The following is a 26,809-nucleotide window of genomic DNA, read 5'->3' as shown; positions in this document are numbered from 1 at the left end:
CTGGGTGCTACCTCAAGATGGTGACTTGCTGGTCTTGCCAGCACGCGTCGGGGCTGGTCGCAGTCTCATTCAGCCCTGTTCGAGAGCGTCCGCTACGCGGCTACAGCGTCCTGACCAGTGCATATGCTCTAGAGCGAACCTCCCCGGACGGGGTTGCATAGATCTTGAAAACAGGAGACTAGATGCTTCGTTGATCAGTTGCGTTGGTGTATGTCGGTCATTCCGACAGGCCGAAGTCCGGCGATGAAGCGACGCGACTTGCTCTAAAGACCTGGGCGAGCGTCGAAAGCGCTTCGAAGACGTCGAGGGTCTCGCTGAGGAACTCGAGGTACGTCATCCCGGAGAAGTCCTCATCGCTTACTACGGCACCCTGGCCGAGTACACGGCCGTGGAGGCCCGCAACCTCGCGCCGCTGCCGGGGAACGTCGAGTTCACGGTGGGTGCGAGCCTGCCGATCTCCGGCCTGACCGCGTGGCAGGGCCTGTTCCAGCACGGTCGTCTTCGGGCGGGGCAGAGCGTTCTCGCGCACGGCGCGGCCGGTGCGGTCGGGTCCGTGGTGACCCAGCTCGCCCGCGAGTTCGGTGCCTACGTCATCGGCACCGGGCGGGCGGCGGACCGCCAGGCGGCGCTGGACTTCGGCGCGAACGAGTTCCTCGACCTCGACCACGACGACCTCGGCGGGGTCGACCTGGTCTTCGACGTCATCGGCGGTGACGTCCAAACGCGCTCGGCGCGCGTCATCCGGCCCGGCGGAACGCTGGTGTCGGTGGTCGGCCAGTTGAGGCTCGCCCTGCCGACGGCCTCGCGATCGACTTCGTCGTCGAGTCCGTTCCCGGTCAGCTGGTGGAGATCGTTGACCGGGTGCGGGACGGGCGCCTGCGCACGCACATCGGCACCGTCGCGAGCCTCGACGACGCCCTCCCGCGCTCAACCCGACCGAGCGGCGCAAGGGCAAGACCATCATTCGCGTGCGCTGAGCGCTCTGGAACAGGCCACAGCGCCGTCACGCCACCGACCCGGACTACTCACCGTCGCGCCGGGCGCCTTGACGGGACTCTCCAGATGGTTCATGCGAGGACGGCTCCAGTGCGGCTGCTTCTGAGCGATATGGATCATGGCGGTGATCGTTTAGAGCGGTTAGGAGCGGCGAACAAGCGCGGCTCGGATTCAGACGGTCGCGACCATTGTGTCGAGTGTCGAAACGCGAGCGAACCTTAGCGGAGACCTTTGGGCTCCTGTGAAGGATCTCGACGATCAAGTTCACGGTTCGAAGTTGTCCTTGAACTGTAGAGCGAGGTCCGTTCGGTTTTTGGCGCCGAGCTTTTTCAGAATGTTCTTGACGTGGGTTTCGACTGTTCGTGTCGATATGAAAAGCTCCTGTCCGATCTCGCGGTTCGTAAGACCGCGTACAATCCGGGCTGTGACTTCAGTTTCCCGTCGTGACAATTGCGGCGACGAGATAACATGCGCTGTCGAAGTGTTGGCGTCGGCCAACGCGTCGCCCAAGGCGAACGCGATGGCTTGGTCCGATGTCAAGTCGGATCCGAAGCTGTAGGCGGTCTCGTATTCGTCTGATGTCAGATTGTTCCTGATGATCTGAACGACATCTTTGATATGAGAGTCGAAGTATGACTGAAAGCCAGCGCTCTTGTCTTGTGCTGATATTGTTTGCAGCCTGCTTGCCGCGCCCATGAGTTGGGCGGCTAATGTGTATTGCTCGTCGGTTGCCGCGGCCCAAGACAGTGTCTCAACCGTCCAATCCAATCCCCAGTGTGCGCCAATCTTGCGTTGGGTCCGAAGGCTCTTGCGCAGAAGTTCTCGCGCTTGTTTGACGTGTCCATGGCTGAGTTCTGTCAAGCCGCGGAGCAAGAGTGCCCAGGAGAGTGAGTACTCGTCGCCCTGTGATTCCGTGAATTCTAGACACTGTCTACTGGCTGCGTCGGCGGTTGTTAGATCGTTGAATTTCAAGGCCGCGTTCGCCAGGTACAAGCTGGATAGGTAGATATAGCGCGGACGCCCGGACCTTTGAAACTCGTCGAGCGCGGCGGCCAGAAGCCCGATCGATCTCTCGTCCTCCTCCAGGAAGCATAGATACAGCCCTTCGCCCATGGATGCGAAGGCTGTAGCCGTAGGCCCGAGGTCCTGGGCTTCTTGTTTGCATCGTTTCACCCAGTCGGCGGCGGCGAAATCGTCCTGAAGCACCGCATACCACACAATGTGCATCGCTGTGATGACGCGTCCCATGCCGGGTCGATGCGTCACCGGGATCTTCATTGCCCGCGTGAGGTAGCGACGTCCTTCGGTCAAGCTCGCGGCGGTGAACCACGCTGCAGCCTCGGTCAGCGCGACTGTGAACGCCAGGACTTGGCTACCGTCGCTGTGGTCCATGTTCCAGTCGAGCGCGGCCCGCATGTTCGCCATTTCGCGGTGTATTACTGGAACGACTTCCCCATTCCGAGAGAAGCGTTTCGCCGCGCAGCTCAGTGCGACCTCGCGGTAGTATTCGGCATGTCGCCGCTGCCATCTGAGATGTTCCTCGGTCTCCTGCCGCGTAAGTCCGTATTCGCGGACCATGTCCAGTAGTCGGTAGGAGTCCCCGTCGTGCTGGACGACGGATTGGCGTACCAGGTCGTCGAGTAGATCAACGATGTTGCGTCCGCCGATGGTGTCATCCATCTCGTCGGAGCAGACAGAAACCACTGCCGTCCTCGAGAAGTGGCCGGCGAAGACGGCGAGTCTCTGCCAGAGAGCTTGTTGAGGAGGTGAGCACCGGTCGTAGCTCCACTCGATGCACGATCGCAGCGTTCGGTGATGGTCGGGGGCGTCACGGCGACCGCGGGTCAGCACGCTGAACCGGTCGTCGAGTTGCTCCAGTACGTCTTCGAGGGTCAAGCTGTGCAGACGCCCGGCTGCCAGCACGATCGCGAGGGGAATGCCGTCAAGCCGTCGCACCAGGCGCGCGACCAGCGCTGGGTCCGCCGTCGTACCGAAGTCTGGCTTCCCCATCGCCTCAACTCGGGCGACGAGGAGTCGCACGGCGTCGTAGGGCGAGGTGTTCGGGGGCCGGTGTTGTTCGGATTCCGCTGGCGGGACGGCCAGCGGTCGAACGGTGACCAGGTGCTCTCCATCGATCCCCAACGGTTCTCGGCTGGTCGCGAGGACTCGTAGTTCAGGGGCGCCGTCGAGGAGTGCTGCGATCGCGTATGCCGCGCCGTCGATCAAGTGCTCGCAGTTGTCCAGAACGAGCAGGGTGCGCCGTTCGGCCAGATAGCTGATGAGAGCGTCCTGCGTGGTGTCCTCGGAGTAGCTGCGCAGGCCAAGCGTCGTGGCGATGGCCTCGAACACCAAGCCCTCGTCTCGATGTGAGGTCAGGTCGATCAGCCACCGCCCATCGGGAAACCCGCTGGTGCCGAGTTCGTGGGCGACATGTAGGGCTAGCCGCGTCTTGCCCACCCCACCGACGCCGGTCAGGGTGACCAGTCGCGAGGTCACCAACTGCTGTCGTACAGTCGCGGTCATGGCCTTGCGGCCAACGAACGAGTCGTTCGCCCGCGGTGCTGGCACATTGCCGATGACGCGGTCAGGGGTAGGCGATCGGGATCCCACGATCCTTTAGACAACACCCCTTCACCACCAGTGTGTCAAATCTGAAAACCATCATGACAGTTTCGTCGCTCCACGGTTGGCCATCGAGGGGCGCCGAACGCGACCGACTCAGCACTCCGTGTCCCTACGGATGCCGCCACGTAGATTCAAACCTGATGGTTTCCCGCATCGATCCACGTCGGTAGCGTTGGCGTGTTCACCAGGTGTGTGATCGTTGCAATGCTGCGGTTCAGTCGGACCACGCAGGGGGAATCGTGACCGTGACGAGCGAGACGAGTAACGCGGAGACCTACCCGTTCGGGCCAGTCACCGGCCTCGACATCCACCCGCGGTACTTCGAGGCGCTCAAGCAGCCAGGCCTGGTCCCCATCCGTATGCCCTACGGCGAGGGCTTCGCATGGCTGGTCACCCGCTACGAGGACGTGAAGGCCGTGTTCACGGATCATCGACGGTTTTCTCGAGCACAAGCAGCCGGACGCGAAGATACTCCGCGGGCGCGACCCCACCCGGACCCACCAGACATGCTGATCAGCAAGGATCCACCCGACCATACGAGGCTGCGCGGGCTGGTCACGAAGGCATTCACACCCCGCCGGGTCCACCAGATGTGGCCGGACATCGAAGACATCGTCAATAGCTTGTTGGACGACATGGTGGTGGCGGGACAGCCAGCCGACCTCGCCGATGCGCTCGCTTGGCCGCTGCCGGTCAAGGTGATCTGCGAGCTGCTCGGCGTGCCGAACTCGGACCATGGTCAGTTCCGCCACTGGACAGAGCTGACCTTGTCACTGGGGGGCGACGCTACGCCTGAGGAGAGCAAAGCCGCCCGGAACAACCTCGATAACTACCTGGCCGAGTTGATCGGACGCCGGCGTGAGGAGCCGGCGGACGATCTCCTGTCCGAGCTTGCCGCCGCCCGCGACGACGGCGGTGGCCGCCTCTCCGAGATCGAAATGGTCAAGCTCGCGACCACACTGCTGATCTCGGGCCACGAGACCACCGCCGCCCAGATCGGCAACGGCGTCTTCGTGCTCCTGTCTCAAGGGCGCTGGGAGGAACTGGTCAGCGGGGGCCCGGCTGGGGTGCCCGACGCAGTGGAGGAGTTGCTGCGCTGGATCCCGCTCGGCGCCTCCGTGGACTTCGCCCGCCGCGCCACGGAGGATACGGAACTGGGTGGCCAGATTGTTCATGCCGGTGACGTGGTGCTCGTGGATTTCTACGTGGCCAACCGCGATCCGGCCGCCTTCGCCGACCCGAACCGTCTCGATCTCACTCGGGGCAACGCTGCCTCGCACCTGACCTTCGGACACGGTTTGCATCACTGTCTGGGCGCACAGCTGGCCCGGACGGAACTGCAGGTCGCGATGACAGCGCTGCTCACACGCTTCCCCGCCCTACGGCTGGCAGTGGACCCCGACCAGGTGCAATGGCATACCGACCGGCTCATCCGCGGCGTAACAGCCTTGCCTGTCGCCTGGTGACGATCTACTGGCGTGACGAATCGAATGAGAGAGGCTAGGAAGGCCTACCCGGAACGAGTCGGTCAACGTGTTGGGGGACACGAATGAGGGGCAGCGACGCTCACGGCGACATCACATCGCGGCGCGACGAGCGGCAGGCCACGTCCGTACCACCAGTCGCTTCGACGTCGCTGTCCGCAGAGGTCAACAGTTTCATCGGCCGGACGAGCCTGCTCAACGAAGCCGCTCAGCTGCTGCGGACCGCGCGCCTGGTCACGCTGATGGGCGCCGGCGGTGTGGGCAAGACCCGGCTGTTGGAACGCCTGGCGGCCGATCTGACGGCGGCGGGCACCTACCCGGACGGCGTCGTGATCGTCCGGCTCGCCGAACTCAAGGAGAGCGACAACCGGCTCGAATCGATGATCGCCGAGGCGCTGGGCATCCTGGACAACTCCGTCGTTCCCGGGCGGGATCGGCTCATCGACTTTTTCCGGCGCCGACGCACGCTGCTCATGTTGGACAACTGCGAACACCTGGTCGGCGACGCCGGCTCAGGACCGGTACCGCGGCTGGTGAACACGCTCCTCAAAGCTGTCGAGACGTTCCGAGTGGTGGCCACGAGCCGGGGCGTGCTCGCCGTCGAGGGCGAGCACCTACTGCGCGTGCCGCCGCTGTGCGTGGGCGACACGACGACCGGCGAGACCACCCACCCGGACGGCGATCACGAAGCGGTACGACTGCTGATCGACCGGGCGGCCGCGGTCGGTGCGGAGATCCGCGAGGACGAGCGACCGCTGGCGACCCAGTTGTGCCAGTTGCTCGGCGGCATCCCGCTGGCCATCGAGTTGGCCGCGGTACAGCTGGACACCATGACCCTGGGCGAGATGATCGCCCATCCCGACCTGCTGGCGCTGCTGGTCGACGGCACCTCCGAACAAGCCCATCACCGAACGATGCGTGCTGCGCTGCACTGGTCCCACCAGCTGCTGACCGAGAGTGAGCAGCGCATGTGGGCTCTCGTCTCGGTGTTCGAGGCCACCTTCGACCTCGAAGCCGCCCAAGCCGTGTGTCGAGTCCACGGCATCGACGAGGACCAGGTCCACCCTCTGCTGGCCCGGTTGGTCCGCAAATCGGTGCTGCTCGCCGAGCGGGATGGCCGTACCCGATATCGCATGCTGGAGATGATCCGGCAGTTCGGCTTGGACCAGGTCGCCAACGCCGGCATGGCAGCGGAGCTGCGCCAGGCCCACGCGACCTACTTCGACACCCTGGCTGAGCGGGCCACCGGTGAGTGGTTCGGACCCGACGAGGTGTTCTGGCGGCGCCGGCTCCGTGCCGACCTGCCCAACCTGCGCGCCGCACAGAAGCATTTCCTGTCCCGGCCCGGCATGGAGGGCCGAGCCCTGAAGCTGGCGATCAACGCCGGCCGGACCCGGTTCTTCTTCTTCGAAGGCCTGCTCAACGAGTCGAAGAGGATGCTCGAGCTCGGACTCGACGCGCACCCCGAAGCCCCCAGCCTCGACAAAGTCGCCGCATTGACAGTGCTGTCATGGATCGCGCTCTTGCAAGGCAACCACGACTTCGCTGCGCCGCTGCTCGCGCAGGCGGTGGCCACGGCACGTGAACTCGGCATCCCCGACACGTCCGCTCCGCTGCTCTACAGCCGTGGCGTCCAGAGGTCGCTGACCGACCTGGACCTCTCCAGAGCGCGGGACGCCATGACGATGCTCGCTCAAGCCAAACATGCGTTCCGCGCCGATAACATGCGGGGCGAGGCATTCATGGCGGAGCTGTTCCTGACGCTGGCCGCGATCTTCCTCGCCGATCGCGACACCGCGTTCCGCCAGGCCGACCGCCTGCTGGCGACCGCACAAGACGCCGACGCGCAATGGGCGATCTCGTGGGCGTGGTGGTCCAACGCCCTGGCGGAACTGCAGTACGGCGACGTCGCGCGAGCCTGCGACCTCGCGCACGAAGGGCTGCGGATCCAGCGGGAGATCGGAGACACCTGGGGACGTGCGTGGAGTGTGTGGGCAATCGCGAACATCGCGGTATCGCTGGGTCAGTACGAACTGGCCGCACAGTTGTTCGGCGGCGCGAAAATGGGACTGCGGCAAACGCACACGAGTGTCCTGGGCCTGCTGCCGCTCCTGCGCCGCCAGCAGCAATCCGAGGACGAAGCCCGGCGTAAACTCGGCGACGAGCAGTTCGATGCCCAGGTGGCCATCGGCGACCGAATGTCCTGGTCCGAGGTGGTGGAGGCCGCTTTCCAACTGCAACCGCCGCGCAAGACCGTCCCGGGCGAGCAGTTACCTGGCGGACTGTCCGAGCGCGAGTTCGAGGTCGCCGGACTGGTCGCCACAGGCAAGAGCAACCGGGACATTGCCGAACGGCTGGGCATCTCCGTTCGCACCGTCGAGGAGCACATCCGGAAGATCAACCGCAAGCTCAGAATGAACAATCGGGTAGCGATCGCCGCCTGGTATCTGCGACTGCCCCAAGCTAGCTGACTCTCCGGCCGGGCCGCGCGTGCGGCGAGCACAGGGGCCCGACCAGGTCACGGGATCCTGACGAGCCGATGGGGGCGGTGTGGCTGGCCAGCGACGGCCGGGCAACCTGCCGGTGATCACTTTGAGCGTCTCGATCACGTTCACGGCCTGTTGCTCGCTGGTGCGGATCGACCCACCCCGAGCAAGGCCCGCGTCTGCTCGTCGTCGTTGCACATCGCCGGCACGAACCTGCCCGCTTGCCGAGGCTCCACAGGGCACGTCGTCCCTGCCCAGGGCTGCCGGTTCTCCAATGTCCAGGCGGGTACGCCGGTTCGTCGTCAATGTTCGAGCAGCACCGGCAATTCGATGTAGCCGTTCATGATCGTGCTGCGCCGTCGCCGCAACGTGCTCTCGTCCACCGCCAGGCGGGCATGGGGGAATCGGAGGGTCAGCGCGGCCAGGGCGATCTCGGCTTCCATCCGGCCTAACTGCGCGCCCAGGCAGTAGTGGATGCCGTATCCGAAGGAAAGATGACCGGTAGCGTCGCGGCGCAGATCGAGCGTGTCGCCATCGGGGAAACGGTCGGTGTCCCGGTTGGCGCTCAGCAGATCCACCAGCACGATCTCGTTGGCAGGGATCAGCACGCCGCCGTACTCCACCGGTTCGGTGGTGAACCGATGGGTGGCCATACGCACCGGCGGAGCAAACCGCAGCAGTTCCTCGACGGCGCCGGGCACATCCTCAGGATGGTCACCGAGCTGCCGCCAGCGCCGCGGATCCTGCAGTAGCCACCGGCTTGCGTTTCCGATCATGTTCGTCGACGTTTCGTGGCCAGCGACGACCAGCAGGAACAGGGTGGCCATGAGTTCATCGGTCGTCATGCGGTCCTCGTGGTCGGCGACCTGGATCAGTGCGGAGAGCAGGTCGTCGCCGGGACCGGCACGCTTAGCGGCGATCAAATCGGTGAAGGCCTGCTCCATCTGTTTCGACGCGGGCAGCGCGCGCCCAGGCAGGTCCTCCATCAGGGCGGCGCTCCAGTCTCGCAGCGGTTGGCGACCCTGCGGCGGGATGCCGAGCAGCTCGCAGATGACGGTCAGCGGCAGCGGGAAGGCGACCCGTCCGATCAGGTCAACGGGTTCCTCCCCCGGAAGTGGGGCGAGCAGGTCGTCGACCAAGTGCTCGATCCGCGGCCGCAGGGCCTCCACTCGTCGGCGGGTGAATTCCTTCGCGACTAAACCGCGCAGCCGCGCGTGCGCCGGATCTTCGCTCAGCAGCATGTGCGGACTGAACATGTTCGACAGCTTGTCGCGCCGTCCGTTGGCGGCGAGTTGGGTGCGGATGATCGCGTTCAGGCCAGCGGCGTCTTTACTCAACCGCGGGTCGGTCAGCGCGGCACGAGCGTGTTCATACTGTCCAATCACCCACACTTGGACGGAGTTGGGCAGCGTAGCGGGGTGCACGCTCGCCTCGGCGCGCAGCGCGTCGGCCACCTCGTGCGGGCTGTCCCAGTACTTGTCGCTGAACAGCGGTGTTGCTGTCACCGTGACGGTTCCTTCCTCGGCTGCGACGCCACCGCACCTCGCGACGTGGCTATGGCATCGCGCGCTAGGGACGTTGGGAGGTGACGGGGGGCTCGCCGGTGCTCGGGGCTCTCCACGGTGTGCGTCTCTCCCGTCAGACAAACGGCTGCCGGTCCGGCAAGCCGGAGTACGAACCGGGGACGCGGGCATCAACCTTGAGCACACGCCCCGTACAACAGCTGCGCGGTACGTGGCGGGCACGTACCGCTTCAAGAATCGATGATCATGAGCGCATGCACCATTAGGGCAAACACGTATTTTGGCGAAATAACCACGTACTGATTCACCGCCCACCACGTAGCCCGAGTGGGAACACTACCTATCGGCGACCTCACATGATGGAACCACCTCCTTTGATCGCGATGGAAGTACCCTTGATTCCGTTTCGCGGATAGCCTCGATGTGGCATTGGAACTTGATCTGTACTCGATTCCGAGGACTCGTGGCCGAGCATGCAGTCCAGAACACGCCGACCCAACCGCAACGCACTGAACAGCGAAGATGACGCTTCGTAGTGTCTACGTGGTGGTCTGCTCGCCGCGTACGTGATTACCCCTACGCTTTCTGCGACAACTGGAGAAGATGGCCGGAAAATGTTGCAGAGTGCATTGACAGTGAATGCAGTTGTCCTATTCTTGTCATATCGCTGGGGATCATGGACACGGTCTCGCAGGAATGCCGGTCCAGTCGACTCTTCTTCTCTTGAGGGCTTCGTTACCGCGGAAGGTCGGCGAAGCGCAGCGGAGAGGAACAGCGAGCACCACACGACGTCGGGCGCGAGGGGGTAGCGGTGTGAGCGCGTACGGCGAGACCGGGTTCCCGGACGGGGACGGGGCTCTGGTCACCGGCGCTGCCCAGCGCCACAGCAGTAGCTCGCCCCGTGTGCACATGGCCTCTGGCACCTGGGAACCACGCCAAGGAAGAGGGCTCACGCCGGGGGCGGGGCGGAAACCCACCGCCCGGCTGCGGGTCAGCACACCACTAGTGCTGACCGGAGGAGAGACACCGGCTGGCGTGCCGTGTCGCCCGTGCTCGGACCCCAGGAGCACGACGGCATGCTGGCCGAAGTCCCAACGTCTCGGGGAGGAATGGATGTCACGGCACCACCAGCAGGCCTGGAACCTCACCGGGAAGGGACGTGGTCGAGTTCGACGGCGAAGAGGCGTTCCCGATCGCCGACATCCGTCGCGCCATCGACACCAAAAGACGGTAGCCGCGGTGTGGCTGCCAGGCAGCGGCGAGTCTGGCGGTAGGGCGGACAGCGACCTGCCCCCGTGCCTCGCGGCGATCAACGACTGTGGCGATCGCTGGGATTGCATGCGGTGCACCCACCGTGAACCGATCGCCAAGGTTGCCCTCGCGTCGCCGCCTACCGTGAACGCGTCCAAGCGCATAGCGTTGCAGACAACCACGGTCCGCTGCACCCACGTGCCGTAGCAACCACCGAGCACGAAGAGTACATGTGCCCACCGTTAGGCAGCATGCCCTGACACACCGCGGGCGTAGCACGACGAAAGAGGCAAAGAAGAATGACAGCGAGCACCGCTGTGGCCATCCGCGATTCCTGCGCTGGGCTGTTTGCAAGAAGGTATCGGCTCTAGCGGTTAACAAGCCGTTGACGCGGCGAGCGCAGGAGCATCAGGGGACAACAGAAACCACTGCGGGTTCGACCAGGTTGACGGAGTGCAAACTGTGCGGCATCGTGGATATCGTCCAGGAAAAGGGGGCCTGGACGGGAGGACTGATTGGGGGATCGTCCACAAGGGATATGAGCAACTCGTCGGAGTCGACTCTCGTGCCGATTCCGCCGGGTATCGTCACGTGCATAGCCACCTCCATGCGCTAGAAACCATGGACAGGCGCCAGCCGGCTCAGCTCCGTGTCGGCAGCCAACCAGGTGCTCGGCGACCTTTGATTGGAGAGTGGATACAACAGCGCCGGTTCGACTTTTGTGTGTGAAACAGGCGACGAATGAACGGAAGTCGTCGACGCCCGCGCGACGCTACGGCATTCGCATGGTTCGTTTCCTGCACGATCCCACAGGTTTCCCCGGTCGGCTGTTGCAACTTCGGGGGGATACAAACCATGAGCGCAGATCAGGTGTTTACTCTTCATGACGTCTACGACCACACGCACGCATCCGATGGCGTATCGCGTTACCGCGCCTACTTGGCGCAGAATGCTCGCCGATTTCGCTACGGCGGCGAGAAGCGCACCACGGACCCCACCGAGTTCGCTGCCGCCGCGTTCGTCATCGCAAGTCCACCGATCATGAGCCCGCCCTACGTCGGAACCCACCCGCGGGTCCTGCACGCCACACCCCACTGGGACGACGACCGGCGCTGCGCCATGCACCTCGAACTGGCGATACCGCTCGCAGAGGCGATCGCCAACCAACTACCCCGACACTTCGCCGGATGGATGCGTGACCCCTCGTCCGGCCACTTCTACGTCCCGGAAGACAACGACGAGCCATGGGCATGCGCGCGACTCGCGATCCGCATCCCACTGCCAGGCGACTTGCTCCCCGAACCCGTCTACACACACGACGGCGTGGCCGACGTCGACACCGCCAAACGTGCCATCCGGGCAATCTGCACACACGCCAACAGCATCCACACCCACCTAATCACCAAACTCGACGCCCCGAACGAGGACGATGACTTTCCGCAGTCGCACGCCTACGGCAGCGCGAGGTAGACACCCGGCCTGTCGGCTCGAAGTCGGCAGAGAGCCACTGCGCCTTGTCTAGCAGGTGTCCGAACCAATTGGCAGCGCTGGTGTGGCGAAGAGGTACCAATCAGCTATGGGGGAGATCAATGTGGAGGTCATGGGATGTCCGACACGCTGTCTTGTCGTCACAATATGTAGTGATGACCACGGGCGGTCGCGACTCAACGGTGGTGCCGGCACGCAGCGGGCGGCCACGCATCGCGACTCGCGGCCGCCACCACAGCCGCGACTTACGCCGTGACCACATGCGGGGGTTGTGATGGACGGCTGGGGGCATCGCCGCATCGTCGTCAACCCTGGTGCTGAACTGGCCAGACTGCGGGAAGAACGCGGGCTATCACTCCGGCAGCTGGCGCAACGGGTTCACTACAGCCACGCCACGCTGTGGAAGATCGAAAACGGCAGGACTCCGCTCAAACGCAAGGTCGCCGAAGCCTGTGATGCCGCTCTAAACACGAACGGCGCGTTGGTCGGGGCGTTGGAGGCGGCAGCCCGGAACACCATCCGGCCAGCGCAACTCCCTGCCGCGCCCGGACGGCTGGTCGGCAGAAAGGCTGAACTTGACGCGATGACCGATGGAGCCCACAGCCGGCTGCCAGGAACGCCGGCCGTTGTGGTCATCGACGGGCCCGCAGGCGCGGGCAAGACGGCCCTCGCGCTGCGATGGGCACACCAGGTCGCCAACCAGTACACGGACGGTCAGCTATATGCGGACCTCGGCGGATTCGCTGCACCAGAACGGTCGATGTCTATAGACGAGGTACTCGAGGAATTCCTGACCGCCATGGGCGCACCAGCAATCCCGACGACACCCGCCGGGCGTGCCTCGCTGTACCGGTCGCTGCTCGCAGACCGCAAAGTCCTGATCGTCTTGGACAACGCCGCTGATCAAGCTCATATCGAACCACTGCTCCCCGCGTCCGCTGACTGCGCCGTCGTGGTCACCAGCCGCCGCGCACTGACCGATCTCGCCGGAGAACTCGACGCCACCCGCATCACTGTCGCCCCCTTGGCCGAGCATGACTCCATCGAACTCTTGCGCCATCTGCTCGGAGAAGCACGCGCTGACGCGGAGGCCGAATCGGTCACCACTCTTGCCGGACTGTGTGGGCACCTTCCTGTCGCGCTGTGTGCAGCCGCCGCACAACTCACGATCTACCCGCACCGATCAGTCGCCGACCTGGTCGACGAGCTACTGGAGAACGATCAACAAGTCGGCGCTTTGGGGATCGCAGAACTCCGAGCGACGATGTCGTGGTCCTACCGCGCGCTGAACGCCGATGAGGCACGACTATTCCGCCTCATGGGTCTCCCTACCTGTGCTCACACAAGCCTGACCGCAGTCGCAGCCCTGGCCGGGGTCACCCGCACACAGGCACGGCGGCTGCTCCACGCACTAGCAGCCGTTTACCTCGTGGAATTCGACTCAGACGACGTCATACGGCTACCGCCTCTCGTACGGGCCTACGCCTGGGAACTCGCGCAAAGTGAGGAACCCGCCGACCAACGCGCCGGGGTCTGCTGCACGGATTGGTGACATCTGAGTTGGCTTGCCGTGATGGTGAGCTGGGAGGATGTCGCTGTGCCCAAGCCCTACCCCCAGGAGTTCCGCGATGATGTCGTGCGGGTCGCCCGCGCCCGTGAGCCTGGTGTGACCGTCGAGCAGATCGCCAAGGACTTCGGGGTCCACCCGATGACGTTGTTCAAGTGGCTGCGCCAGGCCGACGCCGACGAGGGCGTCACACCCGGTGTGACCAGGAACGACTCGGCTGAGCTGCGCGAGGCCCGCAAGCGGATCAAGCTGCTGGAGCAGGAGAACGAGGTCCTGCGCCGCGCGACGGCGTATCTGTCCCAGGCGAACCTGCCGGGAAAAGGCTCTACCCGCTCGTGAACGAGCTGGCCGCGGACGGGATTCCGGTCGCGGTGGCGTGCCGGGTACTCGGAATCGCTCGACAGCCGTACTACCGGTGGCGTGCCCGGCCGGTCACCCAGGCGGAACTGATCAGGGCCTATCGGGCGGATGCGTTGTTCGACGCGCACCGCGACGATCCGGAGTTCGGCTACCGGTTTCTCGCCGACGAAGCCCGCCAGGCAGGGCGGCCGATGGCGGACCGGACCGCGTGGCGAATCTGCTCGTCGCTGGGCTGGTGGAGCGCGTTCGGCAAGAAACGCGGCCGCAACGGCAAGAAGGCCGGTCCGCCGGTCCACGACGACCTGGTCCGGCGCGAGTTCACCGCCAGCGCGCCGAACCGGCTGTGGCTGGCCGACATCACCGAACATCGCACCGCGGAAGGAAAGCTGTATCTCTGCGCGGTCAAGGACGTCTGCTCCAACCGGATCGTGGGCTACTCCATCGACTCCCGGATGAAGTCCCGCCTCGCCGTCACCGCGCTCACCAACGCCATCGCCCGCCGCGGTGAGGTCGCCGGCTGCCTTCTGCACACCGACCGCGGATCGCAATTTCGATCCAGGAAATTCGTCCGTGCGCTCACACGCCACGGGCTGACCGGCTCGATGGGCCGGGTCGGCGCCGCAGGCGACAACGCCGCGATGGAGAGCTTCTTCGCGTTGCTGCAGAACAACGTTCTCGACCGGCACACCTGGTCCACCCGAGACGAACTGCGGACCGCGATCGTCACCTGGATCGAACGCACCTACCACCGCCGCAGACGCCAAACCGCCCTCAGCCGGTTGACCCCCATCGAATACGAAGCAATCATGACCACGCCAGCCAGCCAGGCTGCGTGACTACCACTGTCACCTACTCGTGCAGCAGACCCCCGCCGCAGTCCAACGACTGGTCTGCTGGTACGCAGCCACCCTGCGCGAAGTCGGTCGTCACCTCGCGCCGCATCGTTCGGTCTCAATAGATCACCCAGCCTTGGCGGACGGAGTCGAGCCAATGGTCTTCACCGACGACATGGACGCGTGGTCCTGGTATGACTCCGAAAGCGAGAACTTCGGACCGATCACGACGATGGCTCTACAGCACGGACCCCACGGCGTTGCACACCAACTCGCTGCTGGGCTTGACTCGTTGGGTCTACTTAACAGTGCCGACAGGCTCGACAAGAGAAAGTCGGGCTCCCTAGGCAACCCTTCTGAAGGCGCACGCGGCCAAGATCCACCAACGGCGCGTCACGACAGCCATCAACCGGCGCTTGCGAACGGTTTTGCCTGGACCAATCTAGCTCCGACGCCGAGAGTTCGACCTTGTATCGTCGTGGTGGACGGCCAGAGCACATCGCGGGAATGGAGCCATGCCAATTCGGCTTCCCGTGTAGAACTCACGGATGTGCAGACTGTCTGTCGCAAGCCCTTCAGATGCTCTTTGTTGATCCCAACTATGAGAGCGTAGACCCGGTCATCGACCTCGATTGTCCAAATGGGACGAGACAATGTCCGTCGGCGGCGGACCGCGACTCCATGGATGGCCCTGGGCCTGCAGTGCTCGACCCCAGCTGTGGTCATTGGCCATCCGTGCACAAACGAGCGTTCACGCTGCCGCTGCTCGGGCCCGCCGAAGTGACGAGTCCAGCGCCTCAGGCCACTGCCTGGGGCGGGCCGACGTTCGGCCAGATCGCCGGCCGAACCGCCAGTCTTCCGTTCCGACCAGCCCACCTGGCTACGGATCTTGCTCCTAGCACCTGACCGGGAGGGAGCTCGTCATGCCTGCGACGAACCTGCACGCCAGCGACGCCGCTGAGCTGGCCGAGCTGCATCAGTTCTTACAGGACTGGCTCGCGCCGATTCCGCCCGACTGGCAAGTTGCCGAACTAGCTTGACGGCAATCCTAGCTTGTCGAAGAACGCCCGGTTGCGCTCTGCGGCAGCGTTGACAAGCCTGTCGAACGACATGACCTCTATGTACGCCTTCATCGGTTCGTTGAAACCGAAGTAGCCGAGACCATCATGCGTCCTCCGCAGGTTCGCGTACTCGCATCTGTTCATCATTGTCGACGTGAGGTCGGCCAGAATGTAACAAAACGCGGGCGCATCCTGCGACGCTGGAATCGGGCGTCCCGAAGCTGTCAACACGCCGCCACTGCGCACACGCTTCACGTAGTCAAGCGACTGAGCAATTGGGTCCTTATCCTCCGATGCATCGTTCCTCATCGGCCGTTTGATCTCGACCACTACGATCGAGGGCAACGGCAGCGTCTCGCCCTCCGCCGCCAGTACCGGGGTATCGACGAGTCTCGTCGAAAGTATATCTGGTTCTTTCGTTGAATCGGAACCGGTGATCGGCATACTCTTGAGCGTCTTGTCGGAGGCGAGATAGTCATGAAAGGCGAGTCGTTCGTCGACGATCCACAGATTCGATGCGTCAGTCCCGATTTCATTTGAATCGGTGCGCAGCGGCATGAGCAGTGAATGGACAGCGTCTTCGCGGGAATATTTGCCTTGCTCGTTCTTCCTGATAATCTTGGACAAGATGTCGAGAATCACCCTACGGCGGGAGACGTAGGCCGCCAGGTCAGACTGATTGATGTCATTGATGGTGTCGAGGTACCGGTTCAATCGCTCCTGGTAGTCCTCTAGGGACGCGGAGCCAGCCTCCGCGAACACGGCCTGCCCCTCGGCTATGGCCTCAGCCTCCAGCTTCTGCAGGCTGCGATGCAGTAGAAGTTCGAGTTCTGAATCTTTGATCGATGGATCCACGGTCACACCGAGCGACTCAAGCCGGGAGAGGACGGGGCGATACCGAGGTGCGTGAGTGCTCACGAACTCACCCACTCGTGCCTTACCCTCGTCGCGGGCCGCGGCAAGTGGGCCGGAGAGGAGCCGTTCTACCTCTTCCAGAACGCCCGAACGGATGTCTTCAAGTGAAATGTCATCATCCAACATCGGGCCGTCCGCCCGTTCGATGACGTCGAAAGCAGTGCGGTCCGCCCGGACGTGCGCGTCAAGATAGTCGGACGACAAGTAGCAGACGTATGTGAACTCGGTCGAGGTGTCATCCTTCAGTCTTCCGTACAGCCCTGGGATCTTGCTGGTGAGATTTTCCTCGATGACGACACGGCTTGCGGCGCACCAGTACAGTCGAGGCGTGAGACTCCGCGGAGAGGACATAAGGCAGAGATTGAGCATGTCAAACTTCTTGCCTTTGATTTCGACGGTGGTCCTCGGCAATTCCGAGAAGACGAAGTCTTCCATCAGCTTGTTGACGGAGACGACCTCCTCGTCGACCACCGTAACCTCAGGGGCGCCCCCCGGTCGGAGGAAGTACCAGATGCAGTGCTCAAACACCTCACGGGCGATGGCATCGACTGTCTTCGGCGCACTCCTCTGGAATGCGTCTTTGAACCCGTCCAAGTGCACAACGGCTCCGGTGTCACTGAAGCCGTCTGGTGTATCACCATGCTCGACTTCGCGGTCTACTGAGAACCTGAACTGCCGTGCATGAAGTTTGCCATCCGCACCCTTGTACGCGCTGCGTACAGATACCCTGTCGAACGCTTTGAGCCAAAGTAGACGACCAACCCCGCGACAACCCATCGCCGCTTTGTAGTCGCTGTCCAGCGTCTCGAAGGAACTCATGTTGTCTGGGGTGAAGCCCACGCCGTTATCCTCGACGACGAAGCCCACGATCGGCCTCAGCGGCACACGGCCAGGACCAGTCGGGCCGAAGTCCAACGCATCCTGCCCGCTCCGCTTGATCGTGACCCGCAGGCGTCCCTGCCCGACGTCCTCACCGAAGCGAGCATCGATCGCTTGGAGACCGTTGACCACGGCCTCTAGCAGAGGCAGGAGGGAGTGACTCTTCGGGAGGCTCGTGTTCCGAACCCGACCCGCAGAGACGTGGTCAGCGCCATCATTACCCCCTCGACACCCGGACGACTCAACTCTATCGGCGTAGGTGCCGACGAACTCGCCGAACCGCCGGGTGGGGAGAGGATGACGAGTCCGTCAGAGCAGGTCTTTGTATCGGTCTGCGGGGTGGCAGATGAGGCCGACCTGGGAACTCCCCTGGGCTGTGGCCCGGATGAACTCCATCCAGTCGGTTGCCGAGAGCACCCATTCCTTCTCTGACAGGTGCACCGTCCAGTCCACCAACTGTGCCCAGGTGCTGCATCGTTCGACCGCGAACCAGTAGCAGCCCGCGCACCCATCGTCGCGATGGGGGTTGCAGTCGTCGCAGTGGACCTGCCACCGAGCTTCCTGGGATTCAGCCAACAAATCGGCTGCAGTGAATGGTGTGCCTTCCTCGTCGGCCTTTGTCACCCGTGCACGTGCGACAGTTTGAGCCTGCTCCGCTTGGCGGACCTCGCGGTGTGAGATGTGGATGACGCCTTCGCCGGCCGGGACGTCCCGTTGGCAGGTGAAGCACACTGCCCGGAGGTTTCGGGCCGGGGATACGGGCACGGTGTGGGCGGCGCGGGTGTAGTTCTCGCCGGACGCGGCCATCTGCTCCCGGATCGCCCTGGTACGGGCGCGATTGTCACTGGACATGCCACTCCTCCACGGAGTCCCACACCCCTCCGTAGGTCGGCTACCAGAGCGGAAGTGTGCGTCACGCTGCGTCGGCGACGGCTTGTCCTCGGTCGCAGCCTCCGGTGTGGGGCGGCTGGCTGCTCGGAGTCAGGCGGGCGTGTCCGCCGTCTCCGAGTGTAACCTCGTATCAGCGATAGGGGCCCTCCGTCGCGGGTCCTTCTGCAGCGACGACTGCGTCGGGCGCGGTGTGACGGCACGGACGTCCATCACGACCTCGTCGACGCCACAGCACTTCCGGTGGCCGGCATCGTCATCGCTGAAATGTTCGACTGAAGGACCGACCACTGCCGTGCTGCCGCTTCGGCAGGTGCGCTTCCTCGTGTTGCTGTGCGTGTCGGTTCGAGATGTGCCTCGAAGGGCCATCAGCCAGATTGTGCGGACCCCAACGTCTGCGACCCGCACAATCGACTCAGTCGGCACTCGTGCATCACGACTGACCAACAGCGCGCTGGTGGGTCTGTGTCGGTCGGCACGTGGGTCAGCACGCTGTGCCGTCCTACCTGGCCTCCAGGTAGGACCTGATTGGGGCGATGATGGCGTCGAGGTCCTGCACCGACACGGGGTGCTTGCTGCCGCCAATGCGTTGCCGGGTCGGGTTGGGCGAAGCGATCTCAAGCCGACGCAGGGCCTCGCCCAGAGATTTGCTTCCCACCCGACCCGGGTGGCCAGTTCGGCGGTGACCATGATGCCGGTCTCGTCCTCGCCGATGACCCCGGCCAGTAGGTCCAGCACCTCCGGCATCGGCTGGGACGAGTCGGGCTCGACGACATCGGCGTCCAGCGGCTCGGTATCCGCGCCGCTGAGGGCGACCAGTTCGGTCAGCGCGGCCGCCTCGACCGGGGCCGGCGGCTGCTGCACGCCAGCGTCCCCGGGTCAGCAGTCCGAGCGCGGTCCGCCGTTCCCGCCTGGCCGCGGTACGGGTCGGGCCGAGGTCCGGCTTCGCTGCGCGGATGATCACGCCCTCTGACGCACCGACCCCGGACAGGTCATCGGCAGCGGCCGGCGGTCACCTCCTACGCGATCCGGGTGCTCAGCGCGAGTTTGGCCCAGTAGTCCGCGACCACGGTGGCGGCGTCGCCGTTGACCACCTGGGCGACGAGAGTGCGGGCTCGGGCTTGGTTCCACCACGTCACCAACTGGTCGACCGGCACGTGTGCGGCCGGATCGTGCGGGCTGCGTACGCGGACGGTTGCGCTGTTATCGCTGTTCGTGGGCCTGTCGATAGTGTGGACACGGTCGCAGCTCCTCTGCGATCAAAGGCCTTGGCCGGTGTTCGCAGCACCGCGTCCGAGGCCGCCTTGTAGATGTGCGGTCCGATCTCCAGCGCGCCGAAGATCACCCCATGCATATTGAGCACGATACAACTGAGTGCGCTCAATTTGAGATGTCGATGGTGAATCACCCCGCTCAGTCGGTCCGGGGGTGCGCCCGCCGAGGCGTCGCCACCTGCGGGGATGTCCAGCCGCGCCGTTCTGGCTGGACATCCCCGCAGGAGTGACGCACAGTGCGGTGCACCTCCCCTGGACCGAATGAGCCGGAGGTCCAGCAGGAGCGGTACAGGTGCTCGAGGGGACCCGTACGGGCCTTGGAGCAACGGGGCCGGCGTCCTCCGGCGCCACATCGACGCTCTCTCACCTCCGCTCCCGGCCTCCAGGTCCTAACCGGCCCTGATGCAGGCAGCATCACCCGTGGCGGCGAGCACGATGAAGGTCTATGGCCAGGTTGAGGGTGGCGTCGAGCGCGTACGAGTGGTCCTGGCCCTCGTCTTGTCATGCTGACCTTAAGGGTCGTGTCGAGGCTGACGGGACGCCTCCCGTGCCGGTCCGGACCCTTCTTCCCGGCTCGGATTGTCCACGACTTGTCTAGTCGCGAAACAGGTCGATGCCCCGCCAGTCCCAGGCGAGAGTCCTGACCGCCAGCTGAGCAAAGATTTCGATCGGCGTCCCGAGGGGGAAACCCACGTGAGCGTTTCGGTGAGTGCAAGCAAGGGCTCACCCGATCGAGTGAAAGCGGAACACCCAGGTGATCAGCTGATCAGGTCATGTCTCGCGCCTTGATCCCATAGAGCCCAATTGGTGTCAACAGCGAGCGCGGGTTAAGCATGATCCCCTGTAGATGCATACAGGAGGGCACAGCATGCCTGACAAGCCCTTCAGCAACGCAGTTCCGAACCACATCCGCCACACCAGCCCGACGGCCGCTCCTCACCCGTGATGGGACCGCCACGACGTCCGTGACCTGGCCCACGGTGCGCGTGACTGAACACCGTGAACGCCCGCGCCGTGACCGTGACTCCCACCTGTGCCTCAGCCTGAGCGTGACTCGTACCGCGACTGCGCCGGCCCACCGTGACTGGGCGCGCCGCTCTCCTGCAGTACACACGCAGTCACGCACATCCTGTTACCGCTGTTCAGCGGCCTGTGCAGCGTTACAGTCACGCGTGACAGGTGGGCGCACACCTGTGCAGCGGAGTACACGCCCACCTGGGCGCACACCCTGTACACGTGACCGTGACTGTGACTCACACCGTGACTCCCACTTCTTCGGCACGCTTCACGCCCACCTGTGCCCGCGCCCACAACCTTGCCGTTCGGCTGGTTGCAGCACATGGCGCAACCTGTCCATGAGGGTCGTGCATGGCGTGAACGAACCCCACGACCGCTTCAACGAGTTTGTTCCGCTACTAGATTTGGCGTAGAGCGACGTGTTTGACGCTGCCGACGTATAACTGATGAAACGGTGTGTACGACGGAGAGTTGGCGAACACGTCAGTCAACTAATCTCTCGTCAGCAAGACCGCAATCGACTGTAACTAAGTTGCACACTTAGTTACACGGTCAATACTTGAGGTTCTTTCCCCAAATCTATCTCACGCACCAACGTGTATCGCACAGTTTGCTGTCATCGTTGCGACGGAGACAGAGTTTGCGAACCGAGTTATTTCGGCTAATCTTGGGGGGTAAGATAGACACGGCAGCACACCAAGACTGCCAGGTGGCGCGTTGGGGAGAGGGCAGTAGCGACCTGCACCTCTCCCCGCCACCCGGTAGGGTCCGGCCCCTCAGTGCTCTGCGAGCGTGATGAGGACCATCAGGACCCAAGCGATGGTTCCGGCCGCTTTCGCGGCCGGGCCATCGCCCACCAGAGCACAAAGCTCCAGCGTGTGGGCCCAAACCAGGTAGATGGTGATCGTGGGATCACGTCTACCCCCACCCGGGGGTTCCCCGCAGACCAGCGTGGGTGACACCGCTCTCTCCTCTCTGTAGTGCCGTTCCCCCCGCGGGGCGGGACGGGTGGCCACAGAGACCGAGGGGCGGCTGGGATGGCCGGGAAGGCCAACATCACCACGCCAGTCTGGCGTCAGAATATCCTATGGTGGGCGGGTCCGGCACCCGACACCCGCGTTTTGTGAATGGCTCAGAGCTGCGAGCTGAGAGATGGCACAGAAAGTATTGGTTCAACTCGTCGACGACCTGGACGCCACCAGCTCAAATGTTTCCACCGTCCTGTCAAGCCTTGACGGCGTCAGCTACGAGATCGATCTGTCGGAGGCCAACGCGGAGCGGTTTGCGGGATTACCGGTAAGATCGACTGGGAAACTTGGTGCGAGAACAATAGGCCGCTCAAACAGCATTCGTCGGTGACGCAGTCTGCTCCCGCACCCCTGCCGAGCAGGACGGATGCTGCCTGGCTTGTGGATCGGTTGTGCTCCCCGGGCATCAACCGAGCCGTTCATCCAGCGTGGGTACGAGTACCGGCAGTGCACGAAGACACCAGCTGAGGCCCACTCGAGTTGGCACATGACGTCCCGCAGCTGACGTGCCGCCTCCGCGACCCATCCGTACCGCTCTGACCGGGCCTCTCAGCCTCTTCCGGCCGCGCACCCGGAGTTGTCGTACCGCTGTGTCATTGTGCAGTCGCCAGCCGCCATCGTGACGGCTGCTCACCTCGTCACCGTCAGAAGAGAGTGGCCGATGGCAACGACGGATCCGCAGTGCACACGACGCACCAAGAGCGGGCATCGCTGCCGAGCTCATTCAGTGGACTGAGGCCGGCCGGACCCGGATGACCCTGCGCCGAACCCCGTCGCCTGCTGGACTCACCTGACCACCGAAGAACGCGCCATTGCCCAACAGAACCGTGCCCGGCCAGGAGCCGACTGGGGGCGACACTACGAGGCCGGAGCTGGTGATCCTCCGCCTCGACCGCCAGCGACGCCGATCACGGCAGCCGTCGCCCTCGTTGCTGAGCACAGCCCCGACCAGAAGCCCCGACCAGGCCCTGCGTCACCGTTCTCGCGGGACCTGCGAGCTACTCTGCACAAGGTTGCCTACCAGCTTGCCCGGGGAGACTCAGCGCCATCCTGGTGAGGTCAACGCCGAGTTGAACCGGGTGATGGGTGTCCGCCGCCGCGATGAGGCCACGGTAGAACAGCTGCGCAGCGGACTCAACTACGCCCAAGCCCAGTTGGACAGCCTCGGCGCTGTCGCCACGCACGATGCGAGTCACGCCGGAATGCCGGGCACGGTCTGTCGACGGGCTGAGATCATCGCTGAACTTCTTACCATTGCGGCAAAGCAGGCGACACTCGCCGCTGACGCCACGGTGCTGCTCCGAGAATTGGAAGATCTCCCCGGCGGGGGAGCGTCCACACCAGTGCCCCCGTTCTGACGCGCCGACGAGGCCGAAGCCGGCTGGGGCTACGAACACGGGTCAGCTGCCCGGCCGTGCGAATCGGTGGCCCCTGAGCCAGTCCCTGCCTGCGAGTGAGGACTTCGTGCGGGTTCGGCCAGGATCTCCTGCCCGGTGTGCGATCTGGGACGCGCGAGTTTCCTCCACGCGTGGCGGCCAGCCGGTGAAGGGTCGGGTGACTAGGGTCGGCTGATGGCGATCATGTGGTCACGGATCCATGTCGAACTCGGGTTGTCGCCGACGTCGTTGACCCATGACATGGTGGCGCAGGCTGTTACCCAGCGTGTTCGTGAGAACGAGGACCTGGACTGGAAGCTGGACCTGGCTTGGAAGAAGGACCTGCCGGCCGAGGTCAAGGCGAAGAAGAAGGCGGAGTTCGCCAAGGATGTGGCGGCGATGGCCAACACGCGTGGCGGGCTGATCGTTTTCGGCATCCGAGACGAGAACGAGGAAGCCGCCGAGCTGGCCGGTGTGGCGAACGACGAGCGCACTCGTCAGTCTCTGCGGGCGCTGACCTGGCATCAAGTGAGGCCGCTGGTCGACGGCGTGCTGATCGAGGCGATCGACGGCGAGGACGGGGCGCCTGGCCTGATCGCCGTGTTCGTGCCTCCGAGCCCGGACGCGCCTCACCTGGTCGGCGAGAAGAACGAGATGGGCGTTCCGTATCGCTATGGAACTGACACGAACTGGATGTCAGAGGGCCAGCTCGAGCGCGCCTATCGTGATCGCTTCTCTCGACGTGCCGATGATCGGGCGGCGCTAAGCGCGTTGATGGATGGCCTGGTCCCCGAGATCGACTTGAAGAAGGGGATCTGGGTGGCGGTGTCGGCTCGTCCGGTTGCTCCGTTGCCACTGCTGAGCGGGCGTCCGGAACGGGAGCAGGCGACCGCGACGATGAACAACGCGTTGCAGCTAGCGTCCGAGATGTTCGCACAGCAGCGGGGCCGGGTGCCGATGCTCAACATGCTCTCCGCCGATGCGGTCAACAACCCGAGGAACGGCCTGCGGCGTTGGGTCATCCGGTCGAACCACTACTCGGAGGATCCCCATGAACTCGTCGACTGGGCTTGGGTGGAACTCCACCACGACGGCTCCGTCGCCTTGGCGATCGGGATGGACAGGGCCCTGAATGGTGTGGACCTCTCCGACGAAGACACCGAGGTCTGGCATGTGTGGGTCAAGATCGTCGACGCTGTGATCGTCGAGGCGGTCGCACTGGTGTCGGCTCATGTCCGCGGACTCGGCGGCGTCGGCACCATCTTGACCCGTGCGGCCTTGCTGAGGGACGAGGCAGGCGCCCGTGTGCCGCTGGTGGCGATCGACAACCAGGCGGCCGGCGGGAGGCAGAGCAAGTTCTTCAGTCGTGTCCCCTGGGCACGGGCGCTTCGCGAGCCGGTGGCCGTGGAGACCGAGTTCTCCGCCGACGCCGACGTCGTCGCCCTGCGCGGAGTGGCCCGCCAACTCGCCGATGATCTTGACCAGCAGTTCGGGATGCGCGGTTCGAGCATTCCCGAGTGAGTTCATGTCCGAGCCTGGGATCGGAAGGGTCTGCGCTGCCGCCGAACTGTGCGCGGCCAAGATGAGTGATCGCGGTGGTCTCGCCGGTGCCGAGCCGCCGGTGACAATCAGGCGGTGGCTGTGGCCGACGGTGCATAGCACGAGGTCACCGTGACCACGGTCCGGTCAATCCGGTCGTGGTCACGGTGACCTCGTCGAGTGGTGTGTGCTTCCAGAGCTGGTGATGTTCAGCGGTAGGAGGCTGTTGTGTTCCCGGCGCGAGTTGTCCGCGTAGCGGCCTGAGCTCGGCAGGACGGGCCGACCGGGCTGGTCAGACGGCTACCACCAGGCGGCTCCAGCGCTTGGTGATGACGTGGTCGGCGCCGATCTGGTCGTTCGGGGTGTCGGCGGGGTAGGCGGTGATGACGGGTTCGGTGGTGCGTGCGTTGCCCCAGGCGCGGATCTCGTCGCACAGCCGCTGTGCCAGCCGCTCCCCGGTTGGGCCGTGGCCGATCGCGCCGAGTTCGGCGCCGCCGTCGACGCGCCGGTAGGTGAGATAGGCCAGGGAGTCGTGTTCGACCAGGGCGGGGCTGCGGGACGGGGTCGCCGGGGTGCACAGGTCGTCGGTGACGGCGGCCTTGTCGGCGGCGATGCGGCAGGTGCCGGGTTGCGTGCCGGTCATGCGCAGCCAGACGCCGTCGAAGGATTCGGAGCCGCCGACCGTGATGGTCGACCATGCGGGCGTCTTGGGCTGGCTGAGCACGCCGTCGAGGGCGGCGAGGGTGATGTCCTGGTCGGAGTCCCAGTACAGGGTGACCAGTCCGCCTGCGTCGATGGTGCCGGACAGTTCGTTGTCCTGGCCGATCATGGGCACGAACCCGCACAGCCGCACCGAGTCCGAGCCCAACACGTCGCCGTCACGAACGAACGCGATGCTGCGGGACTGTCCCCGCCATCGCAGCGGCACGATGAGCCGGCCGTTGGGTGCCAGCTGATCACGCCAGCTGGGTGGGATGTCGAAGGCGCTGACGGTGACGATGATCCGGTCGTAGGGTGCGTGCTCGGCCGCGCCGAGCGACCCGTCCCTGGTGATCACCCGCACCTCGCGGTGCCCGGTCTCGTCCAACGCCTGGCGAGCCTGGGCGGCCACCTCCGGATCGATGTCGACGGTGGTGACGTGTCCGGACGGACCGGCGAGCGTCGCCACGAGTGCGGCGTTGTAGCCGGTCCCGGCGCCGATCTCGAGGATCCGGTGGCCGGGCTGGATGTCGAGCTGGTCCAGCTGCATGGCGACGACGGTGGGCACGGTCGCGCAGCTGAGGGCGGTGCCGTCGTCGGCGCGTTTGGTGATCACGGCGATGTTGGCGTAGGCGTCCTCGACCGTGGCCTCAGGAACGAAGCGGTGGCGGGGCACCTCACGCAGCGCCTGTTCCACGGCGGCGATGCGGGCGTGACCGGCCTGCTTGATGGTGTCGACCATGGACGCGCGCAGCGCTTCGGGTGTGGTGTCAGTGGTGTTGTTCATCGTTTCCTTCTGTGCGGGCGGCTGGATGGTAGCCGGAGGGATCGGGGACGATCGGGGATCTTGGTTCGGGTGTCAGCCCTCCAGCAGCAGGCAGGCATCCCATCGGGTGACGGGCGCGGTGTTCGTGGCGGTCGCGTGCTGCACCAGCGCCACTCCAGCGCTGCCTTCCAGCAATCCGGAGTCGGCCGGTGGTCCCAGGCGGCGTAGGTGCTCCCCCAGGCGTGCACACAGGGCAGGCAGCCGGTCCGCGAGGTCAGAACCGGCGCTGGCGTCGGCGGCGGTGCGCCAGGTGGCGTGCAGGAGTCCGGCCCAGCCATGGCACACCGAGACGTCGCGTAACTGGATGAGCTGGTTGTCGTCGGTGACGCACCCGGCGAGGGCTTGTTCGGCGTGCGCCTGACGCCGCGGGTCGGCGAGCGCCAGGGCGGCGAGTTGCTGGGCTCGCGCGAGACCGGGGGTGCCGTAGCACCACGACGGGCGCTGCGGTCCCGGCTGCCGCACGGTCTGGGCCTGCCATTCCGTGCGGGAGATCAGTCCCGGCCACCACGCCTGCCGGCCGGCACCACAACGCCAACGGTCCAGCCAGGACATGATCCGGTCGATCGCGTCGGCCTGCCCCTCCACGGTGATACCGCGCCGGGCCGCGGTGGCCATGAGCGCCAGCGGGCCGGCGATGCCGTGTGCCAGCCCCAGGTTCGCGTGGCCGCCCGGCCACGAGCCCGCCGGATGGCCG

At 64.8% G+C, this 26,809-nt stretch carries 14 protein-coding genes and 2 pseudogenes; 9 read left to right on the top strand and 7 right to left on the bottom strand.

The window, feature by feature from the left end:
* Nucleotides 1-364: 364 nt before the first annotated feature.
* Nucleotides 365-977, top strand: a pseudogene (locus ACJ73U_RS46830) (NADP-dependent oxidoreductase); the annotation flags it as partial.
* A gap of 283 nt (nt 978-1,260) precedes the next feature.
* Here the strand turns inward: ACJ73U_RS46830 and ACJ73U_RS46825 are convergent.
* Entirely contained in the window at nt 1,261-3,519 is a 2,259-nt protein-coding gene (locus ACJ73U_RS46825; RefSeq protein WP_407784276.1) for a LuxR C-terminal-related transcriptional regulator, read from the bottom strand.
* Nucleotides 3,520-3,860: 341 nt separating this feature from the next.
* Between ACJ73U_RS46825 and ACJ73U_RS46820 the strand changes: the two genes are divergently transcribed.
* Together ACJ73U_RS46820 and ACJ73U_RS46815 are read left to right on the top strand one after the other, a co-directional pair.
* Nucleotides 3,861-5,087, top strand: coding sequence for a cytochrome P450 (locus ACJ73U_RS46820; RefSeq protein WP_407784275.1), 1,227 nt, complete (start codon nt 3,861-3,863; stop codon nt 5,085-5,087).
* A gap of 83 nt (nt 5,088-5,170) precedes the next feature.
* Nucleotides 5,171-7,576 (top strand): ATP-binding protein, encoded by a 2,406-nt coding sequence (locus tag ACJ73U_RS46815; protein WP_407784274.1) that lies wholly within the window; start codon nt 5,171-5,173, stop codon nt 7,574-7,576.
* A 317-nt stretch (nt 7,577-7,893) separates the two neighbouring features.
* Here the strand turns inward: ACJ73U_RS46815 and ACJ73U_RS46810 are convergent, their stop codons facing one another.
* A complete protein-coding gene (locus ACJ73U_RS46810; RefSeq protein WP_407784273.1) occupies nt 7,894-9,096 on the bottom strand; it encodes a cytochrome P450 in 1,203 nt (400 codons plus the stop codon).
* A gap of 2,124 nt (nt 9,097-11,220) precedes the next feature.
* On the opposite strand from ACJ73U_RS46810, the gene ACJ73U_RS46805 reads away from it, so the two are divergent.
* The 3 genes from ACJ73U_RS46805 to ACJ73U_RS46795 all read left to right on the top strand — a co-directional run bounded on the left by ACJ73U_RS46805 (nt 11,221) and on the right by ACJ73U_RS46795 (nt 14,616).
* Nucleotides 11,221-11,835, top strand: a complete 615-nt coding sequence (locus ACJ73U_RS46805; RefSeq protein WP_407784272.1) for a hypothetical protein — start codon at nt 11,221-11,223, stop codon at nt 11,833-11,835.
* A gap of 292 nt (nt 11,836-12,127) precedes the next feature.
* Nucleotides 12,128-13,405: a helix-turn-helix domain-containing protein gene (locus ACJ73U_RS46800; protein ID WP_407784271.1), complete on the top strand. Its 1,278-nt coding sequence runs from the start codon at nt 12,128-12,130 to the stop codon at nt 13,403-13,405.
* 45 nt (nt 13,406-13,450) lie between these two features.
* Nucleotides 13,451-14,616 (top strand): IS3 family transposase gene (locus tag ACJ73U_RS46795; RefSeq protein ID WP_407784270.1). Its coding sequence is split into 2 segments (ribosomal slippage): nt 13,451-13,735 and nt 13,738-14,616, totalling 1,164 coding nucleotides; the frame shifts between segments, so codons are not numbered across the junction.
* 1,028 nt (nt 14,617-15,644) lie between these two features.
* Here the strand turns inward: ACJ73U_RS46795 and ACJ73U_RS46790 are convergent.
* From ACJ73U_RS46790 to ACJ73U_RS46780, 3 genes are all read right to left on the bottom strand, one after another.
* Nucleotides 15,645-17,600 carry an ATP-binding protein gene (locus ACJ73U_RS46790; protein WP_407784269.1) on the bottom strand — a complete coding sequence of 652 codons (1,956 nt, stop codon included), beginning with the start codon at nt 17,598-17,600 and terminating at the stop codon, nt 15,645-15,647.
* 177 nt (nt 17,601-17,777) lie between these two features.
* On the bottom strand, nt 17,778-18,320 hold the full coding sequence (locus ACJ73U_RS46785; RefSeq protein WP_407784268.1) for a hypothetical protein: 543 nt from the start codon (nt 18,318-18,320) through the stop codon (nt 17,778-17,780).
* A gap of 1,055 nt (nt 18,321-19,375) precedes the next feature.
* On the bottom strand, nt 19,376-19,513 hold the full coding sequence (locus ACJ73U_RS46780; protein WP_407784267.1) for a hypothetical protein: 138 nt from the start codon (nt 19,511-19,513) through the stop codon (nt 19,376-19,378).
* Nucleotides 19,514-21,799: 2,286 nt separating this feature from the next.
* Between ACJ73U_RS46780 and ACJ73U_RS46775 the strand changes: the two are divergent.
* The 3 genes and pseudogenes from ACJ73U_RS46775 to ACJ73U_RS46765 all read left to right on the top strand — a co-directional run.
* Nucleotides 21,800-21,925: pseudogene (locus tag ACJ73U_RS46775) on the top strand (histone-like nucleoid-structuring protein Lsr2); the annotation flags it as partial.
* Nucleotides 21,926-22,688: 763 nt separating this feature from the next.
* On the top strand, nt 22,689-23,033 hold the full coding sequence (locus tag ACJ73U_RS46770) for a hypothetical protein (protein ID WP_407784266.1): 345 nt from the start codon (nt 22,689-22,691) through the stop codon (nt 23,031-23,033).
* A 213-nt stretch (nt 23,034-23,246) separates the two neighbouring features.
* The gene (locus ACJ73U_RS46765) at nt 23,247-24,572 is read left to right on the top strand and encodes a helix-turn-helix domain-containing protein (protein WP_407784265.1); all 1,326 of its coding nucleotides are present in this window, start codon (nt 23,247-23,249) and stop codon (nt 24,570-24,572) included.
* Between the two features lie 310 nt (nt 24,573-24,882).
* Here ACJ73U_RS46765 and fxlM read toward each other — a convergent pair whose 3' ends face one another.
* Both fxlM and ACJ73U_RS46755 read right to left on the bottom strand, forming a co-directional pair.
* Nucleotides 24,883-26,076 carry a methyltransferase, FxLD system gene (gene fxlM / locus ACJ73U_RS46760; RefSeq protein ID WP_407784264.1) on the bottom strand — a complete coding sequence of 398 codons (1,194 nt, stop codon included), beginning with the start codon at nt 26,074-26,076 and terminating at the stop codon, nt 24,883-24,885.
* A gap of 72 nt (nt 26,077-26,148) precedes the next feature.
* The coding region (locus ACJ73U_RS46755; protein ID WP_407784263.1) for a lanthionine synthetase LanC family protein at nt 26,149-26,809 on the bottom strand (661 nt) is incomplete at its 5' end.

The sequence above is a fragment of the Actinophytocola sp. genome (genome assembly GCF_045807065.1).
Classification (GTDB): domain Bacteria; phylum Actinomycetota; class Actinomycetes; order Mycobacteriales; family Pseudonocardiaceae; genus Actinophytocola.
This window is presented reverse-complemented; position numbering and strand designations above follow the sequence as displayed.

Coding starts and splice junctions, on each gene's coding strand:
- ACJ73U_RS46825 (WP_407784276.1), bottom strand. CDS start 3,519: ATGACCGCGACTGTACGACAGCAGTTGGTGACCTCGCGACTGGTCACC.
- fxlM (WP_407784264.1), bottom strand. CDS start 26,076: ATGAACAACACCACTGACACCACACCCGAAGCGCTGCGCGCGTCCATG.
- ACJ73U_RS46805 (WP_407784272.1), top strand. CDS start 11,221: ATGAGCGCAGATCAGGTGTTTACTCTTCATGACGTCTACGACCACACG.
- ACJ73U_RS46800 (WP_407784271.1), top strand. CDS start 12,128: ATGGACGGCTGGGGGCATCGCCGCATCGTCGTCAACCCTGGTGCTGAA.
- ACJ73U_RS46765 (WP_407784265.1), top strand. CDS start 23,247: ATGGCGATCATGTGGTCACGGATCCATGTCGAACTCGGGTTGTCGCCG.
- ACJ73U_RS46815 (WP_407784274.1), top strand. CDS start 5,171: ATGAGGGGCAGCGACGCTCACGGCGACATCACATCGCGGCGCGACGAG.
- ACJ73U_RS46785 (WP_407784268.1), bottom strand. CDS start 18,320: ATGTCCAGTGACAATCGCGCCCGTACCAGGGCGATCCGGGAGCAGATG.